Below are 15,378 nucleotides of genomic sequence, written 5' to 3' on the forward strand. Positions count from 1 at the left end.
ACCTCTAGGCTGTTTCTAGGATTGGTTTTTCCGTTCCATCAACAGCTTCTTTTGTGATGCGGACCAATTTCACATTTTCCTGACTTGGCACTTCAAACATAACATCTAGCATGGTTTCTTCAATGATTGAGCGAAGACCACGCGCACCAGTTTTGCGTTCGATGGCTTTATTAGCAATCTCTTGAAGGGCTTCGTCGTCAAATTCCAACTCAACGTCATCATAAGAAAGTAAGGTTTGGTATTGTTTCACCAAGGCATTTCTTGGTTCTTTCAAGATGCGAACCAAGTCATCGACCGTCAATTGCTCAAGAGCAGCAAAGACAGGCAAGCGTCCAATCAACTCAGGGATAATACCGAATTTTTGAATGTCTTCTGCGATGATTTCTTGCATGTAGGAGCTGTTTTCATCAATCGCCTTGTTATTTTGGCCAAAACCGATAACTTTTTCACCCAGACGTTGTTTAACGATTTCTTCGATGCCATCAAAAGCACCACCTACGATAAAGAGGATATTCTTGGTATCCACCTGAATCATCTCTTGTTGTGGATGTTTGCGTCCTCCTTGAGGTGGCACGCTAGCGACAGTTCCCTCGATAATCTTGAGAAGGGCTTGTTGCACCCCTTCACCCGAAACGTCACGTGTGATAGACACATTCTCGCTCTTCTTGGCAATTTTGTCAATTTCATCCACGTAGATAATCCCGCGTTCTGCACGTTCGATATTAAAGTCAGCAGCCTGCAATAGTTTGAGGAGGATGTTTTCCACGTCCTCACCCACATACCCAGCCTCAGTCAGAGCTGTCGCATCTGCGATAGCAAAAGGCACGTTCAAGCTCTTAGCCAAGGTCTGAGCCAAGAAAGTTTTCCCTGAACCAGTTGGGCCAATCATCAAGATATTTGACTTCTGCAAATCCACATCTTCAGACTCTTCACGCGTATCGTGGAAATTGATGCGTTTGTAGTGATTGTATACAGCCACTGCCAAGGCACGTTTGGCACGATCCTGACCAATCACATAGTGATTCAAGATATTGAGGAGTTCGATTGGTTTTGGTACTTCAGACAAATCTGCCAAGACTTCCTCGGCCAACTCCTCCCGAATGATTTCCTGGGCCAACTCCACACATTCATTACAGATAAAGGCGTTGTTCCCAGCGATTATTTTCTTTACTTCTTCTTGGCTTTTGCCACAAAATGAGCAATAAACCATCATATCATTTTTCCTATTTGTAGGCATGATTTCCTTCCATTCTAATTTATCATTCTATCTAAAATAAGGTCATATAAAAAGCGTGGACACTGTTGACCAGATTGGTAAAAGCATTCAACCAGAGTAAGGCAGACAGTCCATAGCGCTTCTTACGAAAAGCCTGTGCTCCAGTCAAAATACAGATTACACACAAAAAAGCTGTAAAAAATCCAAATATACTGCGCTCCATTAGACTTCCTTTCTATCTCGGTATTCGATGGTAAAATCATAGTCGTTTTTCTCATCTCGGGTGTAAGATTTGCTTGCAACCGTCTCAAAACGAGATAAGTCAAACTCCTCAGGGAAATAGGTATCTCCCCCCACCTGAGCATGAATCTGCGTCACGATAATTTCATCTAAATAAGGCTCAAAAGCCTGAAAAATCTGCTTTCCGCCAATGATATAGAGATTTTTTTCCTGACTCTGATACCACGCTAAAACAGACTCCACATCTTGAAATACGAGCGCCCCATCTATGACTTCTTCGCTATTGCGCGTTAAAATCAGGGTTTGCCGTTTTGGAAGCAGACGACGTCCCATACCATCAAAGGTCACTCGTCCCATCAGTATAGCATGATTTAAAGTCGTTTCCTTAAAATGTTGCAACTCTGCTGGCAAATGCCAAGGGAGACGATCTTCCTTCCCAATCACACCTTTTTCATCTTGGGCCCAAATGGCTATGATTTTCTTTGTCATGCTTCCGTCCTTTTTATTGATACTACTATTTTATCAAAATTCTCCCAAAAAGGCTGTTTTGAAACGCGCGCAAAAGAGAGAAAAGGAGCAGGCTTCATTTAGCCTGCTCCTCTCGTCCCTAGGACAAATATTTTTTTGCTTCTGATTCGATTTTTTCGACCACTTCTTGGATACTTAGTCCAGTTGTGTCAAGGTAAACTGCATCCTCAGCCTGTTTGAGAGGTGAGGTTTCACGATGACTATCCTTGTAGTCACGCGCAGCAATCTCTTCTTTCAACGTTTCCAAGTCAGTCTCAATCCCTTTAGCAATATTCTCCTTGTAACGACGCTCTGCTCTTTCTTCAACAGAAGCCACTAGGAAAATCTTGAGTTCAGCTTGTGGTAAAACAACTGTCCCGATATCACGCCCATCCATGACGATACCACCTTGCTGAGCAATCTCTTGCTGGAGCGAAACCAGTTTCTCACGCACCTCAGGAATGGCAGCGATGCTTGAAACCTTGTTGGTCACTTCATTTTCACGAATCGGATGGGTAATATCAACATCTCCTACAAAAACAAGTTGCTCACCTGTTTCTGAACGTCCAAAACTAATGGGGTGTTGGTTAAGAAGCTCAAGAAGTTGGTCTACATTTTCTGCATTCAACTGGTGCTTGAGCGCTATATAAGTCGCAGCACGGTACATAGCACCTGTATCGAGATAAGTATATCCAAAATCCTTAGCGACAATCTTTGCGACCGTACTCTTGCCACTCGAAGCTGGACCATCGATAGCAATTTGAATTGTCTTCATGACCGACTCCTATCTTGTCTTAATCACATCACCTGGGTTGGCAAACCAAGATCCAGATGACATGTGAGAAGGATTTAGAGCCTCTAGCTGGGCAATGGAAATCCCTGCACGTTGAGCAAGAGCTGCTTCTCCCTCTCCAGGCTGTACTGTAAGTGTTCCTTCACCCTCTGTAGTATGTTCTTCCGAACTGCTCTGTGAAGGTGTTGATTCAGAAGAAGTTGTTTCCTCTACCTTGCTACTTGAAGATGATGATTCTTCCACTTTAGAACTTGAACTTGTAGAAGGAGACGATGCATCATAGAAGTCCTTCAAAGATGATGTACGATTGCTTCCACCGGTTGATAGGTAAATCAATACAACTACCATCGCTACAACAATTACAAAGAAGAGGCTAGCTAGAACTGTCAAGACACGATTGGCAACTACGCCTTTCCCTTTTTGTTTCCGGTGTCGACGCTCTGATCTTGTTTCTTCCTCATTGTTTTCGTAAATATCTTCTTGCCACGGTTCCTTTTCCATACCTTACTCCTTGTTTTTTTTTCATTTTCTTATTACAATATAAATATGAAAGTCACACTTATACCCGAACGGTGCATCGCCTGCGGGCTTTGCCAAACCTATTCTGAACTCTTTGATTACCATGATAATGGAATCGTTCGATTTTACGATGATCCAGTTGAATTGCAAAGAGAAATCGCTGAGACCAGCGATGTTCTGGAGGCCATCAAAAATTGTCCTACACGTGCACTTCTAAAAGATCCATCGTAGGAAGCAGGGAATGAATGTTATTGATTTTTTCTCATTTTTCCCACACCTACTAGTTTAGCATATTTCTAGGTAAAATTATAGTCTTTTTTGGTTATTTTTTTCCTTCAACAATAGAAAGGTCACTTTTTTCTTTGACGAGATAGAGTGGTCTTTTTTTGGTTTCTAGGTAAATCTTACTGATATACTTACCGAGAATCCCAATTGTCAGGAGTTGAATCCCTCCAAGAAAGAGAATGACAGCCATCAAAGACGTCCAACCAGATGTCGGATTTCCCAAGATAAGAGTCCGAAACACTACAAAAACTGTCATCACAAAAGAAAGAAAACAAGATAGAAGTCCCGCTACAAAAGCTATACTCAAGGGAAAATCTGAAAAATTGAGAATTCCTTCAATCGAGTAGAAAAAGAGTTGTCTAAAACTCCAACTGGTCTTGCCAGCCTGTCGTTCAACGTTTGGATAATCAAGATAGTGCGTTTTAAAACCCACCCAGGCAAAGAGTCCTTTAGAAAAACGATTGGATTCGGTCAGTGTTAAAATAGCATCTACCACAGACCTTCTCATCATACGAAAATCACGGACACCTGAAGGTAGAGCCACTGGGCTAATTTTTTGCATGAGGCGGTAAAAGAGGTTCGCACAGAAACTGCGGAAAAAGGGTTCTCCCTCCCGACTAGTTCTCCGTGTCCCAACACAGTCCAAGTCTGCATTTTGGTCTAGTAAGGTTTTCATCTCAAGTAGCATACTGGGAGGATCCTGAAGGTCTGCATCCATCACGACCACCAAGTCTCCAGTTGCATGCTGCAAGCCCGCGTATAAGGCTGCCTCTTTCCCAAAATTTCGTGAGAATGAGACATAACGGACCGCAGGATTTTGCTCCCGATAGGCCTTCAAAAGCTGCAGGGTCCCATCGCTTGAGCCATCGTCTACAAAGACATACTCGACTCCTGCTCCCAAGTCAGGAAGCAGAGCTTCCACAGACTGATAAAAAAGAGGAAGTACTTCCTCTTCGTTTAGACATGGGACAATGATTGAAATCATCATCTTAGTCTTCAAATCCATTTGGATGCTTGCTTTGCCAACGCCATGCGTCTTCACACATTTGGGTGATGCTGAGTTCTGCTTCCCATCCCAGTTCAGCTTTGGCTTTTGCAGGGTCTGAGTAGCAGGCAGCGATATCACCTGGGCGGCGTTCTACGATGCGGTAAGGAATGGGACGTCCCACCGCTTTTTCCATGTTTTGGATAATTTCAAGAACTGAGTAGCCCTTACCTGTTCCAAGGTTGTAAATGTTAAGGCCTGAACCTTTTTGGAGTTTTTTCAAAGCTGCAACGTGACCTTTGGCTAGGTCTACGACGTGGATATAGTCACGAACCCCGGTTCCATCTTCTGTATCGTAATCATCTCCAAAAACTTGTACTTGCTCTAGTTTGCCAACGGCTACTTGTGCCACATAAGGTAAGAGGTTGTTTGGAATACCGTTTGGATTTTCTCCCAAATCTCCACTTTCATGCGCTCCGATTGGGTTAAAGTAACGAAGTAATACCACATTCCATTCTGAGTCTGCCTTGTAGATATCGGTCAGAATTTCCTCTAGCATAAGCTTAGTACGACCGTATGGATTGGTCACTGAAAGTGGGAAATCTTCTAAGATTGGAACAGTGTGAGGATCTCCGTAAACTGTCGCCGAAGAACTGAAGATGATGTTCTTACAGTTATTTTCTTCCATGGCTTTTAGAAGGCTGACAGTTCCTGCGATATTGTTGTCATAGTAGGTAAGAGGGATACGTGTTGATTCACCAACAGCCTTCAAACCCGCAAAGTGAATGACACCAGTCGGTTCTTCCTGCTTGAAAATATCTCTGAGTGTATCTGTGTCACGGATATCTGCCTCATAAAAAGGAATCTCAACTCCTGTGATTCTTTCAACAACTTCTAAACTTTTACGATTGCTATTGACAAGATTATCCACCACAACCACTTGATGACCTGCTTGGATCAACTCAATAACAGTGTGGGTTCCGATAAATCCAGCACCACCAGTTACCAAAATCTTTTCTTGCATCTTTCTTCCTCGATTCTCGGATTATTTTTTCTTATTTTATCATTTTTGATAGGGAATGTCATTTGACATCCTAAACTACCTGCTAAAATTTCAGTAAAATGCTTATACTCTTCGAAAATCAAATTCAAACCACGTCAGCGTCGCCTTACCGTACTCAAGTACAGCCTTCGGCTAGCTTCCTAGTTTGTTCTTTGATTTTCATTGAGTATTATTCGCTTTTTACTCGTTTGACATAGTTTGCAATTGGGTAGTTTACTGGATCCAAGGTCAACTCCTTGTCTTGGACCAGCTGGGCTAGATGGTAACCGATGATCGGCCCCGTTGTGAGACCTGATGAACCTAGACCACTAGCCGCATAGACACCTGACAATTCTGGCACTTGTCCAAAAAATGGGGAGAAATCACTGGTATAGGCTCGGATTCCTACTCGCTCACCTCTTATAGTAGCTTCAGCCAAGGCTGGGTAGTATGGCAAGGCTGCATCCTCCATTTGTTGGAGCAAGGTTTCATCTACCGTCAAGTCAAATCCCATGTCGTTTTCATGGGTAGCTCCTAAAGACAATTTCCCACCTGCAAAAGGAATCAAATCCCACTCCCCCTCTGGCATGACAACAGGATAGGATTCCATATCTTGGGTAAGTTGATAATCTCGGAGTTGTCCCTTTTGGGGACGAACATCTACTTCATATCCTAAAGGATCCAAAATGTCTCCCAACCAAGCTCCCGTTGACAAAATAACCTGGTCAAATACCTCTTCACCAATCTGGTAACCTGATGCTAATGGTGTCAGAGTCACTTTTTCTTTGACTAGCTTGACTTGACTAGCTTTTAGCAAACGAGTCACTAATAGTTGGCCATCTACTCTCGCCCCACCAGAAGCATAGAGCAGGCGATCAAATCCCTGCAAACCAGGGAATAGTTCATTCGCAGACGTTTGGTCCAGAATGGCTAACTGACCTATCAAGGGAGATTCTTCTCTGCGCTGGAGAGCTAGTTCATAGAGTTCTTCTAACTTGGATTCATCCTTTTTCAAGAGAAAAACTCCCGAACACTGGTAAAAGTCGATCTCCTGTCCTGACTTTTCTAAATCAGCCAACAAATCCACATAAAAGTCAGCCCCCAAGCGCGCCATCTTGTACCAAGCTTTATTGCGGCGTTTGGAAAACCAAGGACTGATAATTCCTGCTGCAGCCTTGGTTGCTTGCCCCTGTCCATGGTCAAAGACGGTCACCTCTAGGTCGCTTTCTTTCGAGAGGTAGTAGGCAGCTGTTGCCCCCACAATCCCTGCTCCGATAATGGCAACTTTTTTCATTGTCTTCACCTTCTAACTAGATATGGTGGAAAGGATTGGTCGATGCCTGACTAGGCAAGATATCAACAGTCCAGCCCTTTTCTGCCTTCCATTGAGTAAGAAGTGCTGCAATTTTTTCGACAAAAAGGATTTCGATATAGTGGCCCGGGTCCAGCGCCAACAAGCCATCAGACAGCATGTCTTGGGCAGTATGGTAGTAGATATCACCAGTAATAAAGACATCCGCCCCTTTTGCCAAAGCATCAGAGTAGAAAGACTGACCACTACCACCGCAAATGGCAACTCTTGAAATTTCCTTCTTCAAATCACTCTCTTGATAATGCACCATGCGAAGACTATCAAGACCAAAGACTTGCTTGACATGCTTGGCCAATTCCCCAAATGTCTGAGGCTGAACATTCCCAATACGTCCAATTCCACGTTCTGGACCTGTTTCCTGCAGATAAGTCGTCTCATCGATTCCTAGCATCTGGCAGAACCAGTCATTTAGCCCATTATCAACGATGTCAATATTGGTATGGCTGACATAAACTGCGATATCATGCTTAATCAAATCAATGTAAATCTGATTTTGTGGACGGCTGGCGACCAAATCCTTAATGGGACGGAAAATTGGCGCGTGCTTAACGATAATCAAATCCACACCCTTTTCAATGGCCTCTGCCACCGTCTCTTCACGAATATCGAGAGCAACCATGACCCTTTGGATATCCTTGTCTAGAGTTCCGATTTGCAGGCCACGACTGTCTCCCTCCATGGAAAATTCCTGAGGGCAAAAGGCTTCATATGCATTAATCACTTCACTTGCTAACATGGAGCACCTCCTTGATGGCTTGAATTTTATCTACTAGAACTTGACGTTCCTTCAGATTTTTTTCTGGGATTTGACTAAGAGCAAACTCTAGCTTAGTAGCTTCTTTTTGCCATTTTTTGATAAAGACTGGGCTGACTTCTTTGGACAAGAAAGGACCAAAGCGAAGGTCACTGGCTGATAGCTTCATTTGTCCCGCTTCCACCACCAAAATTTCGTAGAATTTGCCAGCTTCTTCTAGAATGCTTTCGGCTACAATCTGAAAACCGTGGTCTTGTAGCCAGATGCGCAAGTCGTCTTCACGATTATTAGGCTGGAGGATTAAACGTTTCACACTGCCAAGCTTGTCCAATCCTTCTTCTAGGATCGTTGCAATCAAGCGCCCGCCCATACCGGCGATGGTGATAACCGATACCTGGTCTACCTCTTCAAAAGCTGCCAAGCCATTGGCTAAACGGACTTGGATTTTCTTCTTTAGGCCGTGAGCTTCAACATTCTTGACCGCAGACTGGTAGGGGCCTTCCACCACCTCACCAGCAATAGCACGCTCAATTTGGCCTCTCTCGACCAACTCGATAGGCAGATAAGCATGGTCACTCCCCACATCTAGTAAAATGGCCCCCTGTGTCACAAAGGACGCCACCAATTCTAATCTCTTTGAAATCATCTTCTCTCTCTTTCCAAAACTCTGTTACCTCTTATTATACCACATTTCAGTTAGCAATCTTGCACCTAAAAAGACCACAATCCACAGATTGCAGTCTTTCTTTATTTTCTAGCTTGGTAACGACTGGTTAGAATGAAAATCACGGTAAAGACCAACATCATGGCCCCATAAACAGGCAGTGTTTGTCCTGTAAGTGTCGAAATTTCAAGCAGTTTCTGGATTCTTGGGAAGAGAGCTGTGGCTAGGAAACCACCTACTGACCAGACAATCAAGAGGACACGCCAGAGGGTAAATGGCATGCAGGCTCTAAATACAGATAAGAAACCGATAGACCCAAGGAGATAATAGAGGAGGGTTGAGATTTCTAACTCAGACCAACCTTGACTCGCTCCAAAAATTTTCACAAAGAGAACGCTGAACACGATCATGAGGGCACTTGGTAGGGCACGAAGCATGGATCTTCTGAGGAAGTTTGGTTCGACAGGCTTGATATTCCTCTCAAAAGTAAGAACGAATGGTGGAAAACCTTCCACAAACTGGTCAATCATGGTAATCTGGATTGGAATGAAAGGGAAAATCAAGATCCACTCAGACCGTCCTAATAAAACACTGGCAATGCAGATGACAGCGAGCAAGAAGGAATAGATTGTCTTTATCAAGAAAATCGGTGCAATATGGGCGATGTTATTGACCACACGACGACCTTCAAAGAGAATCTCAGGAACATCATTAAAGTCAGAGTTCAAGAGAACCAGATTAGCAATCTGACGAGTCGCAGGATCTCCTTCAGCCATAACGATAGAACAATCTGCTTCGCGGAGAGCTAGGATATCGTTGACACCATCCCCTGTCATTGCCGTTGTATGCCCTGCTTTTTTCAGAGTTTGGATGATGAGTTTCTTTTGATGAGGGGAAACACGTCCGAAAATAGCTGTCTCTTCAGCCATGGCAACCAATTCCTCATCTGTGATTTTTGAGCAATCTACATAGCTGTGATAGTCTACAAAGCCAGCCTTCTGGGCAATGCTGGAAACCGTAACTGGATTGTCGCCAGAGATAATCTTGAGACCCACTTCCTGAGAACGGAGGTAGTCCAGCGTCTCAGCGGCTCCTTCTCGAATGGGGTCCAAGATTTCCAGCAAGGCCAGGGCCTGAATGTCAGACGGTTTCTGTGGTTTATGATGATCAAGTTTTTCCTGACTGAGTGCCAAGACCAAGACACGCGACCCTCTCTCTAGGGCCTCTCTAGCTTCTGGGACTTCAGAGTCCAACAACATCTCAGGCGCACCTAAGAAAACCGTACCTAGCCCTTCTAACTCCATAGCTCCCCACTTGCGATCGCTTGAGAAAGGAAGATTCGAAAGCATAGGATAGGCAACTTCTCCCACAAAACGCTGGCGAATAGCCTGGGCTGTTGGATTTTTATCCTCACTGTGAGCTATGTAGCTGGTCAAAATGCTGGCAATCGCATGCTCACCATACTCTTCGGTCAAAGGAATAACTGCCTCCACCTGCATCTTTCCTTGGGTGATGGTTCCCGTCTTGTCCAGACAGAGCATATCCACGCGCGCCAAGGTCTCGACAGAGTATATCTCCTGCACTAAAACCTTTTTCAAGCCCAGCTTAATCACCGCAGTCAAGAGCGAAGTAATGGTCAAAAGGGCAATTCCCTTGGGTAACATTCCCAAAAGGGCTGTCGACGAATTTACAACGGATGACTTGAGGGGCAAGCCCTTTAACATCAAGGCTTCTAGCAGGAGAGCTAGACCAAAGGGAATGATAATCTTTCCAGTAAAACCAGCTAGCTTGTCTAGCGATTTCATGATACGGGAGTTGATCGGTTTCACTGTCTTAGCTTCCAGCATGAGTTTGGAAGCATAGTTGTCTGCCCCGACATGGTGAACTTGAGCCAAAACTGCGCCACTGGCTAGGAAACTCCCTGATAAAAGCAAGGCATCCACTTCTTTTTGCACCAAATCACTCTCACCCGTCAACATAGCTTCATTGACTTCCGCAAATCCTTCCAGAACCAGAGCATCACTAGGAATCTGCTCCCCAGCAGACAAACGAATGACATCTCCTAGAACCAACTCTTCTGGATCGAGATCGACTTCTTGACCATCACGGATGGTTTTGACCTTTTCCTTAGTCATGAGATTGAGCTTGTCCACCATGTGTTTAGCCCGTAGCTCAGTCACAATCCCAGAAAAGGCGTTAAAGCAAATAACGGCAAAGAAGACCAGATTGCTCCAAGCCTGCACAAAAGCTAGTGCCAAAGCAATAACAAAGTTTAATGCGTTAAAAAGTGTAAAAACATTTCGTTTGATGATTTGCCAAGTACTGGTACTGGCTGAAGCGGTAAAGTCATTGACCAAACCTTGAGCCTGTCTTTCCTTGACTTCTCTTTGGGTTAATCCCATAATCTTATTTTTATCCATAAATTCTATCATATCATTTTTTTTAAAAGAATTCTAATCCCATCTAAAACTGTTGGCTGATAACTGAAAAAGTTTGCCAGTAGTCTTTTGATAAGGTATAATAATAAAAGCAATACAATCGAAGGAGATCTCATGTTTTATACTTATTTGCGTGGACTAGTCATGCTGATTTTGTGGTCCATCAATGGCAATGCCCACTATCACAATACTGATAAAATCCCTAGCCGAGACGAAAACTATATCCTCGTCGCACCTCACCGTACCTGGTGGGATCCTGTTTACATGGCCTTTGCGACCAAGCCAAAACAGTTCATCTTTATGGCCAAAAAAGAGCTGTTTAACAACCGTATCTTTGGCTGGTGGATCCGTATGTGCGGCGCCTTTCCTATCGACCGGGAAAAACCTAGTGCCTCTGCCATCAAGTACCCTATCAACGTCCTCAAAAAAAGCGACCGCTCTCTCATCATGTTCCCAAGTGGGAGCCGTCACTCAAATGATGTCAAGGGTGGAGTAGCCTTGATTGCTAAAATGGCTAAGGTTCGTATCATGCCGGTTACCTACACCGGTCCCATGACCTTGAAAGGCTTGATTAGCCGTGAACGTGTGGATATGAACTTTGGAAATCCTATCGATATCTCAGACATTAAGAAAATGAATGATGAAGGGATTGAAATGGTTGCAGACCGTATCCAAGCAGAATTCCAACGTTTGGACGAAGAAACCAAGCAATGGCACAATGATCAAAAACCAAACCCACTCTGGTGGTTTGTCCGCATCCCTGCCCTTATCCTTGCAGTGTTTGTTGGTATCCTAACGATTATCTTTAGCTTTATCGCAAGCTTTATCTGGAATCCAGATAAGAAGAGAGAGACTCTTGGTTAAAAAATACAATTATCCCTTAGCTTTTGCCAAGGGATATTTCTTTTATTCGATTTTCCATTTTTGGGACAACCAGTTGGAAAAGGCTAGAAATCGCTCAGCCACTTGCTCATGATGCCCATAAGGATCAAAAACAAACTGCCCAGTCAGATAACGTTTCTGAAGACTGGTATGGATCTGCTCAGCATAGGCTGGTGCTTGACCCAAGCGATTGGTATGATGGGCTCCTTCTGTTTGGCCATTCTGTAAATACAGCAAACAATCTAAATTTTTCACCTTTTCTTCCCTGCAATAAGTCGTAAAATCAGGGTACCAAAAGGAACCACAGATAGAGAAGATACAGGAGACCTTATCAAAATGGAAAATACTGTATACAGCCGCCAAACCACCTAGTGAGTAACCCCCATAAGCAAGGCGATTTTTGTCCAGACGATAAAGCGACTGCAGCTTGTCTAAAAGACTACCAAATAAATGATCATGATAGGCATTTGCCTGACCCCCAAAATCCAGAGCCCCATCTCTCAGAGCAGATGCCTTCCATGGAGTGTAGTCATCTAGGCGATTTTTAGAGGTCAAGCCCACTAAAATCACAGATTCTGAAAGGGAAGATAGAAAATCCAAGTTTCCATCATTCAAGAGAACAGCTGGATAGGTTTGGTTGGGATCATAAGTCGAAGGAAGGCTGACCTTGACTTGGATCCCTTCCCAGTCAAACTCATTATTTATTGATAAAGTCATTGATTTTCTCAAGGGAATCAATCACTGCTGGACCATAGTCCATTAACTCATCGTAAGAAATGGTCATGATTTTTTGATTCTTAATAGCAGGAACATTTTCCAAAACTTCATTTGCCTTCATCAACTCTACTGCGTTAGCATCCAATTTTTTATTGCGGTCGCTGGTTACATAGATAATCAACTCAGGATCCATTGACACGAGATTTTCCAAGGTCAAACCTGATGTTCCCGTTGCAACGTTGGTATAACCAAGTTGATTTAGAAGGCTCTCTTGCAAAGCAGACTTGTAAGCACCGAAGGTTTCGTCATTATAAGCAACCATAATCAAAGCCTTTTTCTTTTCACCTTGGCTTGTTGGATTTGCTTTCTTAACAGCGTCAATTTTAGCTTGTAATTGGGCTGCGTATTCATTGGCCTTGTCCTGAACATTGAAAATCATTCCAAGATTTTTGACATCTTCTACGATATTTCCTAAATCTTGCTGAATCGTTGAGAGAGAAGCTTTTTGCGTATAGACTGGGATTTTGTTTTCATTCCAAGTGCTAACTGTTCCCAAGGATTTTTCTGAAAACATCATGTTTCGACCCATCACCGCATCTGGCTCATAAGAAAGGACTGTCTCTTGAGAGACTGTTTTTTTATCACCGATTTGAGGAATGGTCGCAATCGCGTCCTTGTATTTGTCTGTTACAGCATTGTCAGGGTTGAGCATGCCAGCAATTTTATCCTTCAAGCCTAACTCCAATAAGATTTCAGTTGTTGAAAGATTGTTGGTGATAACTTTTTCAGGTGCCTTGTCAAAGACTTGTTCGACTTCATTTCCCTTAACATCATAGGTTTTAACCGTTAACGGATAAGTCGTCTCTGTGCTGGCCTTTTGACTTGTTTCTGTGCTAGACTGTGTGGTAGCTTTTTCTGTAGTAGTGTTGCCACAAGCTGCCATGGTTAGGGTAGCTACTGTTACGAGTAAAATGCTTAGTGTTTTTTTCATCTTGTTTTCCTTTTCATTCTTATAAATAGTGAATCATGGCTTGCTGATCCTCGGTCCAAGTCACCTGACTTTGAACTCCATATACAGTTTGCAATGACTCAGGGGTGATGGTCTCCTTTGGAGTCCCTTGGTAAAGGATTTCCCCCTCTTTCATCAGATAGAGATAATCCGAATAGCGACAAGCAAGTTGAATATCATGTAGGACAGCTAGAACATTGACCTTGAGATTCTTCACAATGGCCAACAAGTCTAACTGGTACTTGATATCCAGGTGATTGGTAGGTTCATCCAGGAGCAAGAGAGTCGGTTCTTGCGCCAAGGCGCGTGCCAACAAGACTCGCTGTTTCTCCCCACCTGAAAGAGACGAATAGAGACGAGTTTTCTTCTCAAGCATATCCACCTTGACGAGAGCATCTTGAACGAGGGCATAATCTCTTTCCTTTTCCTTCTGTAAAAAAGAGAGGTGGGGAGTTCTTCCCAACAAGACGATTTCTTCAACTGTACAATCAAACTGCAGCTGATTAAACTGGGTGACAACTGCCATTTGCTTAGCTGTTTCTTTGAGTGACCAATGCTCCAGCGGCTTTCCATCTAGGCTTATCAAGCCTTTGTCCGCCTTTTCCTGACGATAGAGGAGTTTAAGCAGGCTGGTTTTTCCACTTCCATTTGGTCCTAGTATCGTGTGAAATTGATGCCCCTCAACCTTAAGAGAAACTCCTTTGAGGATTTTTTTCTCTCCTAGTCCAAAGTGGACATCCTGACAAATCAAGTCCATATCAGGCCCTCACCTCCCTTCGCCTACCTCCAACAATGTAGATAAAGAAGGGAGCACCTACTAAGGCTGTGAAAATACCAATAGGCAACTCAGCATTTGGAATGATGATACGGGAGAGTACATCGGCCCAGATGACAAAGAGGGCACCCAGCAAGGTCGCAACAGGAAAAAGTCTCCTGTAATTCGTTCCTACTAACCCTCGAGCTAAGTGAGGAGTAATCAGTCCAACAAATCCAATAATCCCACAAGTAGCCACCAAGACAGCTGTCAGCACAGCCACCATGGTCACATAAAGATACCAATAAAAGCGTAAGGGAATCCCCAAAGTTAAAGCAGCCTCATCTCCCATCATCATCGCATTAAAAACACGATACTGAGTAGCGAAAAATAGAAAGGCCAATCCTACTACTATAGTTGGCAGGACTAAGTCAGACCAAGTAGTCCCGGCAAGCGAGCCCATAGTCCAAAACTTAATGGTCATCACACTGTCAGCATTAGCCCCAACTGAGATAATAAAGTTGGAAAAGGCTAGAAAGAGAGCGTTGACCACCGTTCCTGATAAAATCAGACTAGAAGTCGTCATCCTTCCCTGCATAGAGGCAATGATAAGGACAGCGATTGTTGCCAAAATAGCTCCAAGGAAAGCTCCAAGGCTAATCACCAATTTTAAACCAAGAATGATGCTCAAAGTTGCCCCTAGAGTTGCACCCGCAGAAATTCCTAAGACATAAGGCTCTGCGATGGGATTGTTCACTGTAGACTGCATCACGCTACCACACATAGAAAGACCAGCCCCTACTATCAGACCTAACAATACTCGGGGGAATCTCATGTTCCATACAATGGCAAGAGTAGACTTGGAAACCTCTCCTATCTCAAGAGGAAATCCCAATCTGCTCAAAATGATCCGATAGGTATCTCCTAAGTCAATCGCTACGGACCCCATAGAAACAGCTAGAAAAAGTGAAATCCCTAAAATGCCTAGCAAAACACCTAAAAGTAACACAAATTGCAGGTCCCGTCGGCTTCCAGAAAATTTCGAAAGCATGCAAACCTCCTTTGATAGAATCTTAAAAATTTAGAAAATTCTCATAAAAAGTATACCATATTTTTATTAGATGAACAAGGATGGAGACATATATAGAAAAAGCCCTCTAAAATTAGAGAGCTGATTTGAACCCGGGCTAAAATCCTAGTG

The 15,378-nt window shown here is 43.6% G+C and carries 15 protein-coding genes and 1 pseudogene; 2 read left to right on the forward strand and 14 right to left on the reverse strand.

Annotated elements, in window-relative coordinates:
* Positions 1 to 4 precede the first annotated feature (4 nt).
* From clpX to EL140_RS06835, 4 genes are all read right to left on the reverse strand, one after another.
* Positions 5 to 1,237 (reverse strand): ATP-dependent Clp protease ATP-binding subunit ClpX, encoded by a 1,233-nt coding sequence (gene clpX, locus EL140_RS06815; RefSeq protein ID WP_002874765.1) that lies wholly within the window; start codon positions 1,235 to 1,237, stop codon positions 5 to 7.
* A 201-nt stretch (positions 1,238 to 1,438) separates the two neighbouring features.
* Positions 1,439 to 1,945 (reverse strand): dihydrofolate reductase, encoded by a 507-nt coding sequence (locus tag EL140_RS06825; protein WP_000162309.1) that lies wholly within the window; start codon positions 1,943 to 1,945, stop codon positions 1,439 to 1,441.
* Between the two features lie 118 nt (positions 1,946 to 2,063).
* Complete coding sequence (cmk, locus tag EL140_RS06830) at positions 2,064 to 2,738, reverse strand: (d)CMP kinase (protein ID WP_000849411.1); 675 nt, start codon at positions 2,736 to 2,738, stop codon at positions 2,064 to 2,066.
* A gap of 9 nt (positions 2,739 to 2,747) precedes the next feature.
* Positions 2,748 to 3,257, reverse strand: a complete 510-nt coding sequence (locus tag EL140_RS06835; protein WP_000410193.1) for an SAG1386/EF1546 family surface-associated protein — start codon at positions 3,255 to 3,257, stop codon at positions 2,748 to 2,750.
* A 45-nt stretch (positions 3,258 to 3,302) separates the two neighbouring features.
* Between EL140_RS06835 and EL140_RS06840 the strand changes: the two genes are divergently transcribed.
* Positions 3,303 to 3,506, forward strand: coding sequence for a ferredoxin (locus EL140_RS06840; protein WP_002874767.1), 204 nt, complete (start codon positions 3,303 to 3,305; stop codon positions 3,504 to 3,506).
* A 75-nt stretch (positions 3,507 to 3,581) separates the two neighbouring features.
* Here EL140_RS06840 and EL140_RS06845 read toward each other — a convergent pair.
* The 6 genes and pseudogenes from EL140_RS06845 to EL140_RS06870 form a co-directional block, all read right to left on the reverse strand.
* A pseudogene (locus EL140_RS06845) lies at positions 3,582 to 4,566 on the reverse strand (glycosyltransferase family 2 protein).
* Positions 4,550 to 5,569 (reverse strand): UDP-glucose 4-epimerase GalE, encoded by a 1,020-nt coding sequence (gene galE / locus EL140_RS06850; protein ID WP_001156544.1) that lies wholly within the window; start codon positions 5,567 to 5,569, stop codon positions 4,550 to 4,552. The pseudogene EL140_RS06845 and the gene galE overlap by 17 nt, the downstream one beginning before the upstream one ends.
* A gap of 208 nt (positions 5,570 to 5,777) precedes the next feature.
* Positions 5,778 to 6,881, reverse strand: coding sequence for an NAD(P)/FAD-dependent oxidoreductase (locus EL140_RS06855; protein ID WP_000754632.1), 1,104 nt, complete (start codon positions 6,879 to 6,881; stop codon positions 5,778 to 5,780).
* Positions 6,882 to 6,897: 16 nt separating this feature from the next.
* A complete protein-coding gene (locus EL140_RS06860) occupies positions 6,898 to 7,695 on the reverse strand; it encodes a Nif3-like dinuclear metal center hexameric protein (protein WP_000881144.1) in 798 nt (265 codons plus the stop codon).
* Positions 7,682 to 8,359: a tRNA (adenine(22)-N(1))-methyltransferase gene (locus EL140_RS06865; RefSeq protein ID WP_000624101.1), complete on the reverse strand. Its 678-nt coding sequence runs from the start codon at positions 8,357 to 8,359 to the stop codon at positions 7,682 to 7,684. The genes EL140_RS06860 and EL140_RS06865 overlap by 14 nt, the downstream gene beginning before the upstream one ends.
* A gap of 101 nt (positions 8,360 to 8,460) precedes the next feature.
* The gene (locus EL140_RS06870; protein ID WP_000360080.1) at positions 8,461 to 10,797 is read right to left on the reverse strand and encodes a cation-translocating P-type ATPase; all 2,337 of its coding nucleotides are present in this window, start codon (positions 10,795 to 10,797) and stop codon (positions 8,461 to 8,463) included.
* Between the two features lie 132 nt (positions 10,798 to 10,929).
* Between EL140_RS06870 and EL140_RS06875 the strand changes: the two genes are divergently transcribed.
* On the forward strand, positions 10,930 to 11,679 hold the full coding sequence (locus EL140_RS06875; protein WP_000500182.1) for a lysophospholipid acyltransferase family protein: 750 nt from the start codon (positions 10,930 to 10,932) through the stop codon (positions 11,677 to 11,679).
* Positions 11,680 to 11,721: 42 nt separating this feature from the next.
* On the opposite strand, the gene EL140_RS06880 is transcribed toward EL140_RS06875, so the two are convergent.
* From EL140_RS06880 to EL140_RS06895, 4 genes are read right to left on the reverse strand one after another with little or no spacing between them, the layout of a single operon-like run.
* A complete protein-coding gene (locus EL140_RS06880) occupies positions 11,722 to 12,414 on the reverse strand; it encodes an alpha/beta hydrolase-fold protein (RefSeq protein WP_000175782.1) in 693 nt (230 codons plus the stop codon).
* A complete protein-coding gene (locus EL140_RS06885; protein WP_000753262.1) occupies positions 12,395 to 13,405 on the reverse strand; it encodes an ABC transporter substrate-binding protein in 1,011 nt (336 codons plus the stop codon). Before EL140_RS06885 ends, EL140_RS06880 begins: the two co-directional genes overlap by 20 nt.
* Positions 13,406 to 13,424: 19 nt before the next feature.
* Positions 13,425 to 14,180 carry an ABC transporter ATP-binding protein gene (locus EL140_RS06890; protein WP_000364120.1) on the reverse strand — a complete coding sequence of 252 codons (756 nt, stop codon included), beginning with the start codon at positions 14,178 to 14,180 and terminating at the stop codon, positions 13,425 to 13,427.
* Position 14,181: 1 nt separating this feature from the next.
* Positions 14,182 to 15,228 (reverse strand): FecCD family ABC transporter permease, encoded by a 1,047-nt coding sequence (locus EL140_RS06895; protein ID WP_000949331.1) that lies wholly within the window; start codon positions 15,226 to 15,228, stop codon positions 14,182 to 14,184.
* Positions 15,229 to 15,378 lie beyond the last annotated feature (150 nt).

Source organism: Streptococcus oralis ATCC 35037 (genome assembly GCF_900637025.1).
Lineage (GTDB): Bacteria > Bacillota > Bacilli > Lactobacillales > Streptococcaceae > Streptococcus > Streptococcus oralis.

Bases quoted from the DNA above. Each gene is read 5' to 3' on its own strand.
- EL140_RS06855 (WP_000754632.1), bottom strand. From the start codon at position 6,881: ATGAAAAAAGTTGCCATTATCGGAGCAGGGATTGTGGGGGCAACAGCT.
- EL140_RS06885 (WP_000753262.1), bottom strand. From the start codon at position 13,405: ATGAAAAAAACACTAAGCATTTTACTCGTAACAGTAGCTACCCTAACC.
- EL140_RS06825 (WP_000162309.1), bottom strand. From the start codon at position 1,945: ATGACAAAGAAAATCATAGCCATTTGGGCCCAAGATGAAAAAGGTGTG.
- EL140_RS06870 (WP_000360080.1), bottom strand. From the start codon at position 10,797: ATGGATAAAAATAAGATTATGGGATTAACCCAAAGAGAAGTCAAGGAA.
- EL140_RS06835 (WP_000410193.1), bottom strand. From the start codon at position 3,257: ATGGAAAAGGAACCGTGGCAAGAAGATATTTACGAAAACAATGAGGAA.
- clpX (WP_002874765.1), bottom strand. From the start codon at position 1,237: ATGCCTACAAATAGGAAAAATGATATGATGGTTTATTGCTCATTTTGT.
- EL140_RS06865 (WP_000624101.1), bottom strand. From the start codon at position 8,359: ATGATTTCAAAGAGATTAGAATTGGTGGCGTCCTTTGTGACACAGGGG.
- cmk (WP_000849411.1), bottom strand. From the start codon at position 2,738: ATGAAGACAATTCAAATTGCTATCGATGGTCCAGCTTCGAGTGGCAAG.
- EL140_RS06840 (WP_002874767.1), top strand. From the start codon at position 3,303: ATGAAAGTCACACTTATACCCGAACGGTGCATCGCCTGCGGGCTTTGC.
- EL140_RS06875 (WP_000500182.1), top strand. From the start codon at position 10,930: ATGTTTTATACTTATTTGCGTGGACTAGTCATGCTGATTTTGTGGTCC.
- galE (WP_001156544.1), bottom strand. From the start codon at position 5,569: ATGCAAGAAAAGATTTTGGTAACTGGTGGTGCTGGATTTATCGGAACC.
- EL140_RS06895 (WP_000949331.1), bottom strand. From the start codon at position 15,228: ATGCTTTCGAAATTTTCTGGAAGCCGACGGGACCTGCAATTTGTGTTA.
- EL140_RS06860 (WP_000881144.1), bottom strand. From the start codon at position 7,695: ATGTTAGCAAGTGAAGTGATTAATGCATATGAAGCCTTTTGCCCTCAG.
- EL140_RS06880 (WP_000175782.1), bottom strand. From the start codon at position 12,414: ATGACTTTATCAATAAATAATGAGTTTGACTGGGAAGGGATCCAAGTC.
- EL140_RS06890 (WP_000364120.1), bottom strand. From the start codon at position 14,180: ATGGACTTGATTTGTCAGGATGTCCACTTTGGACTAGGAGAGAAAAAA.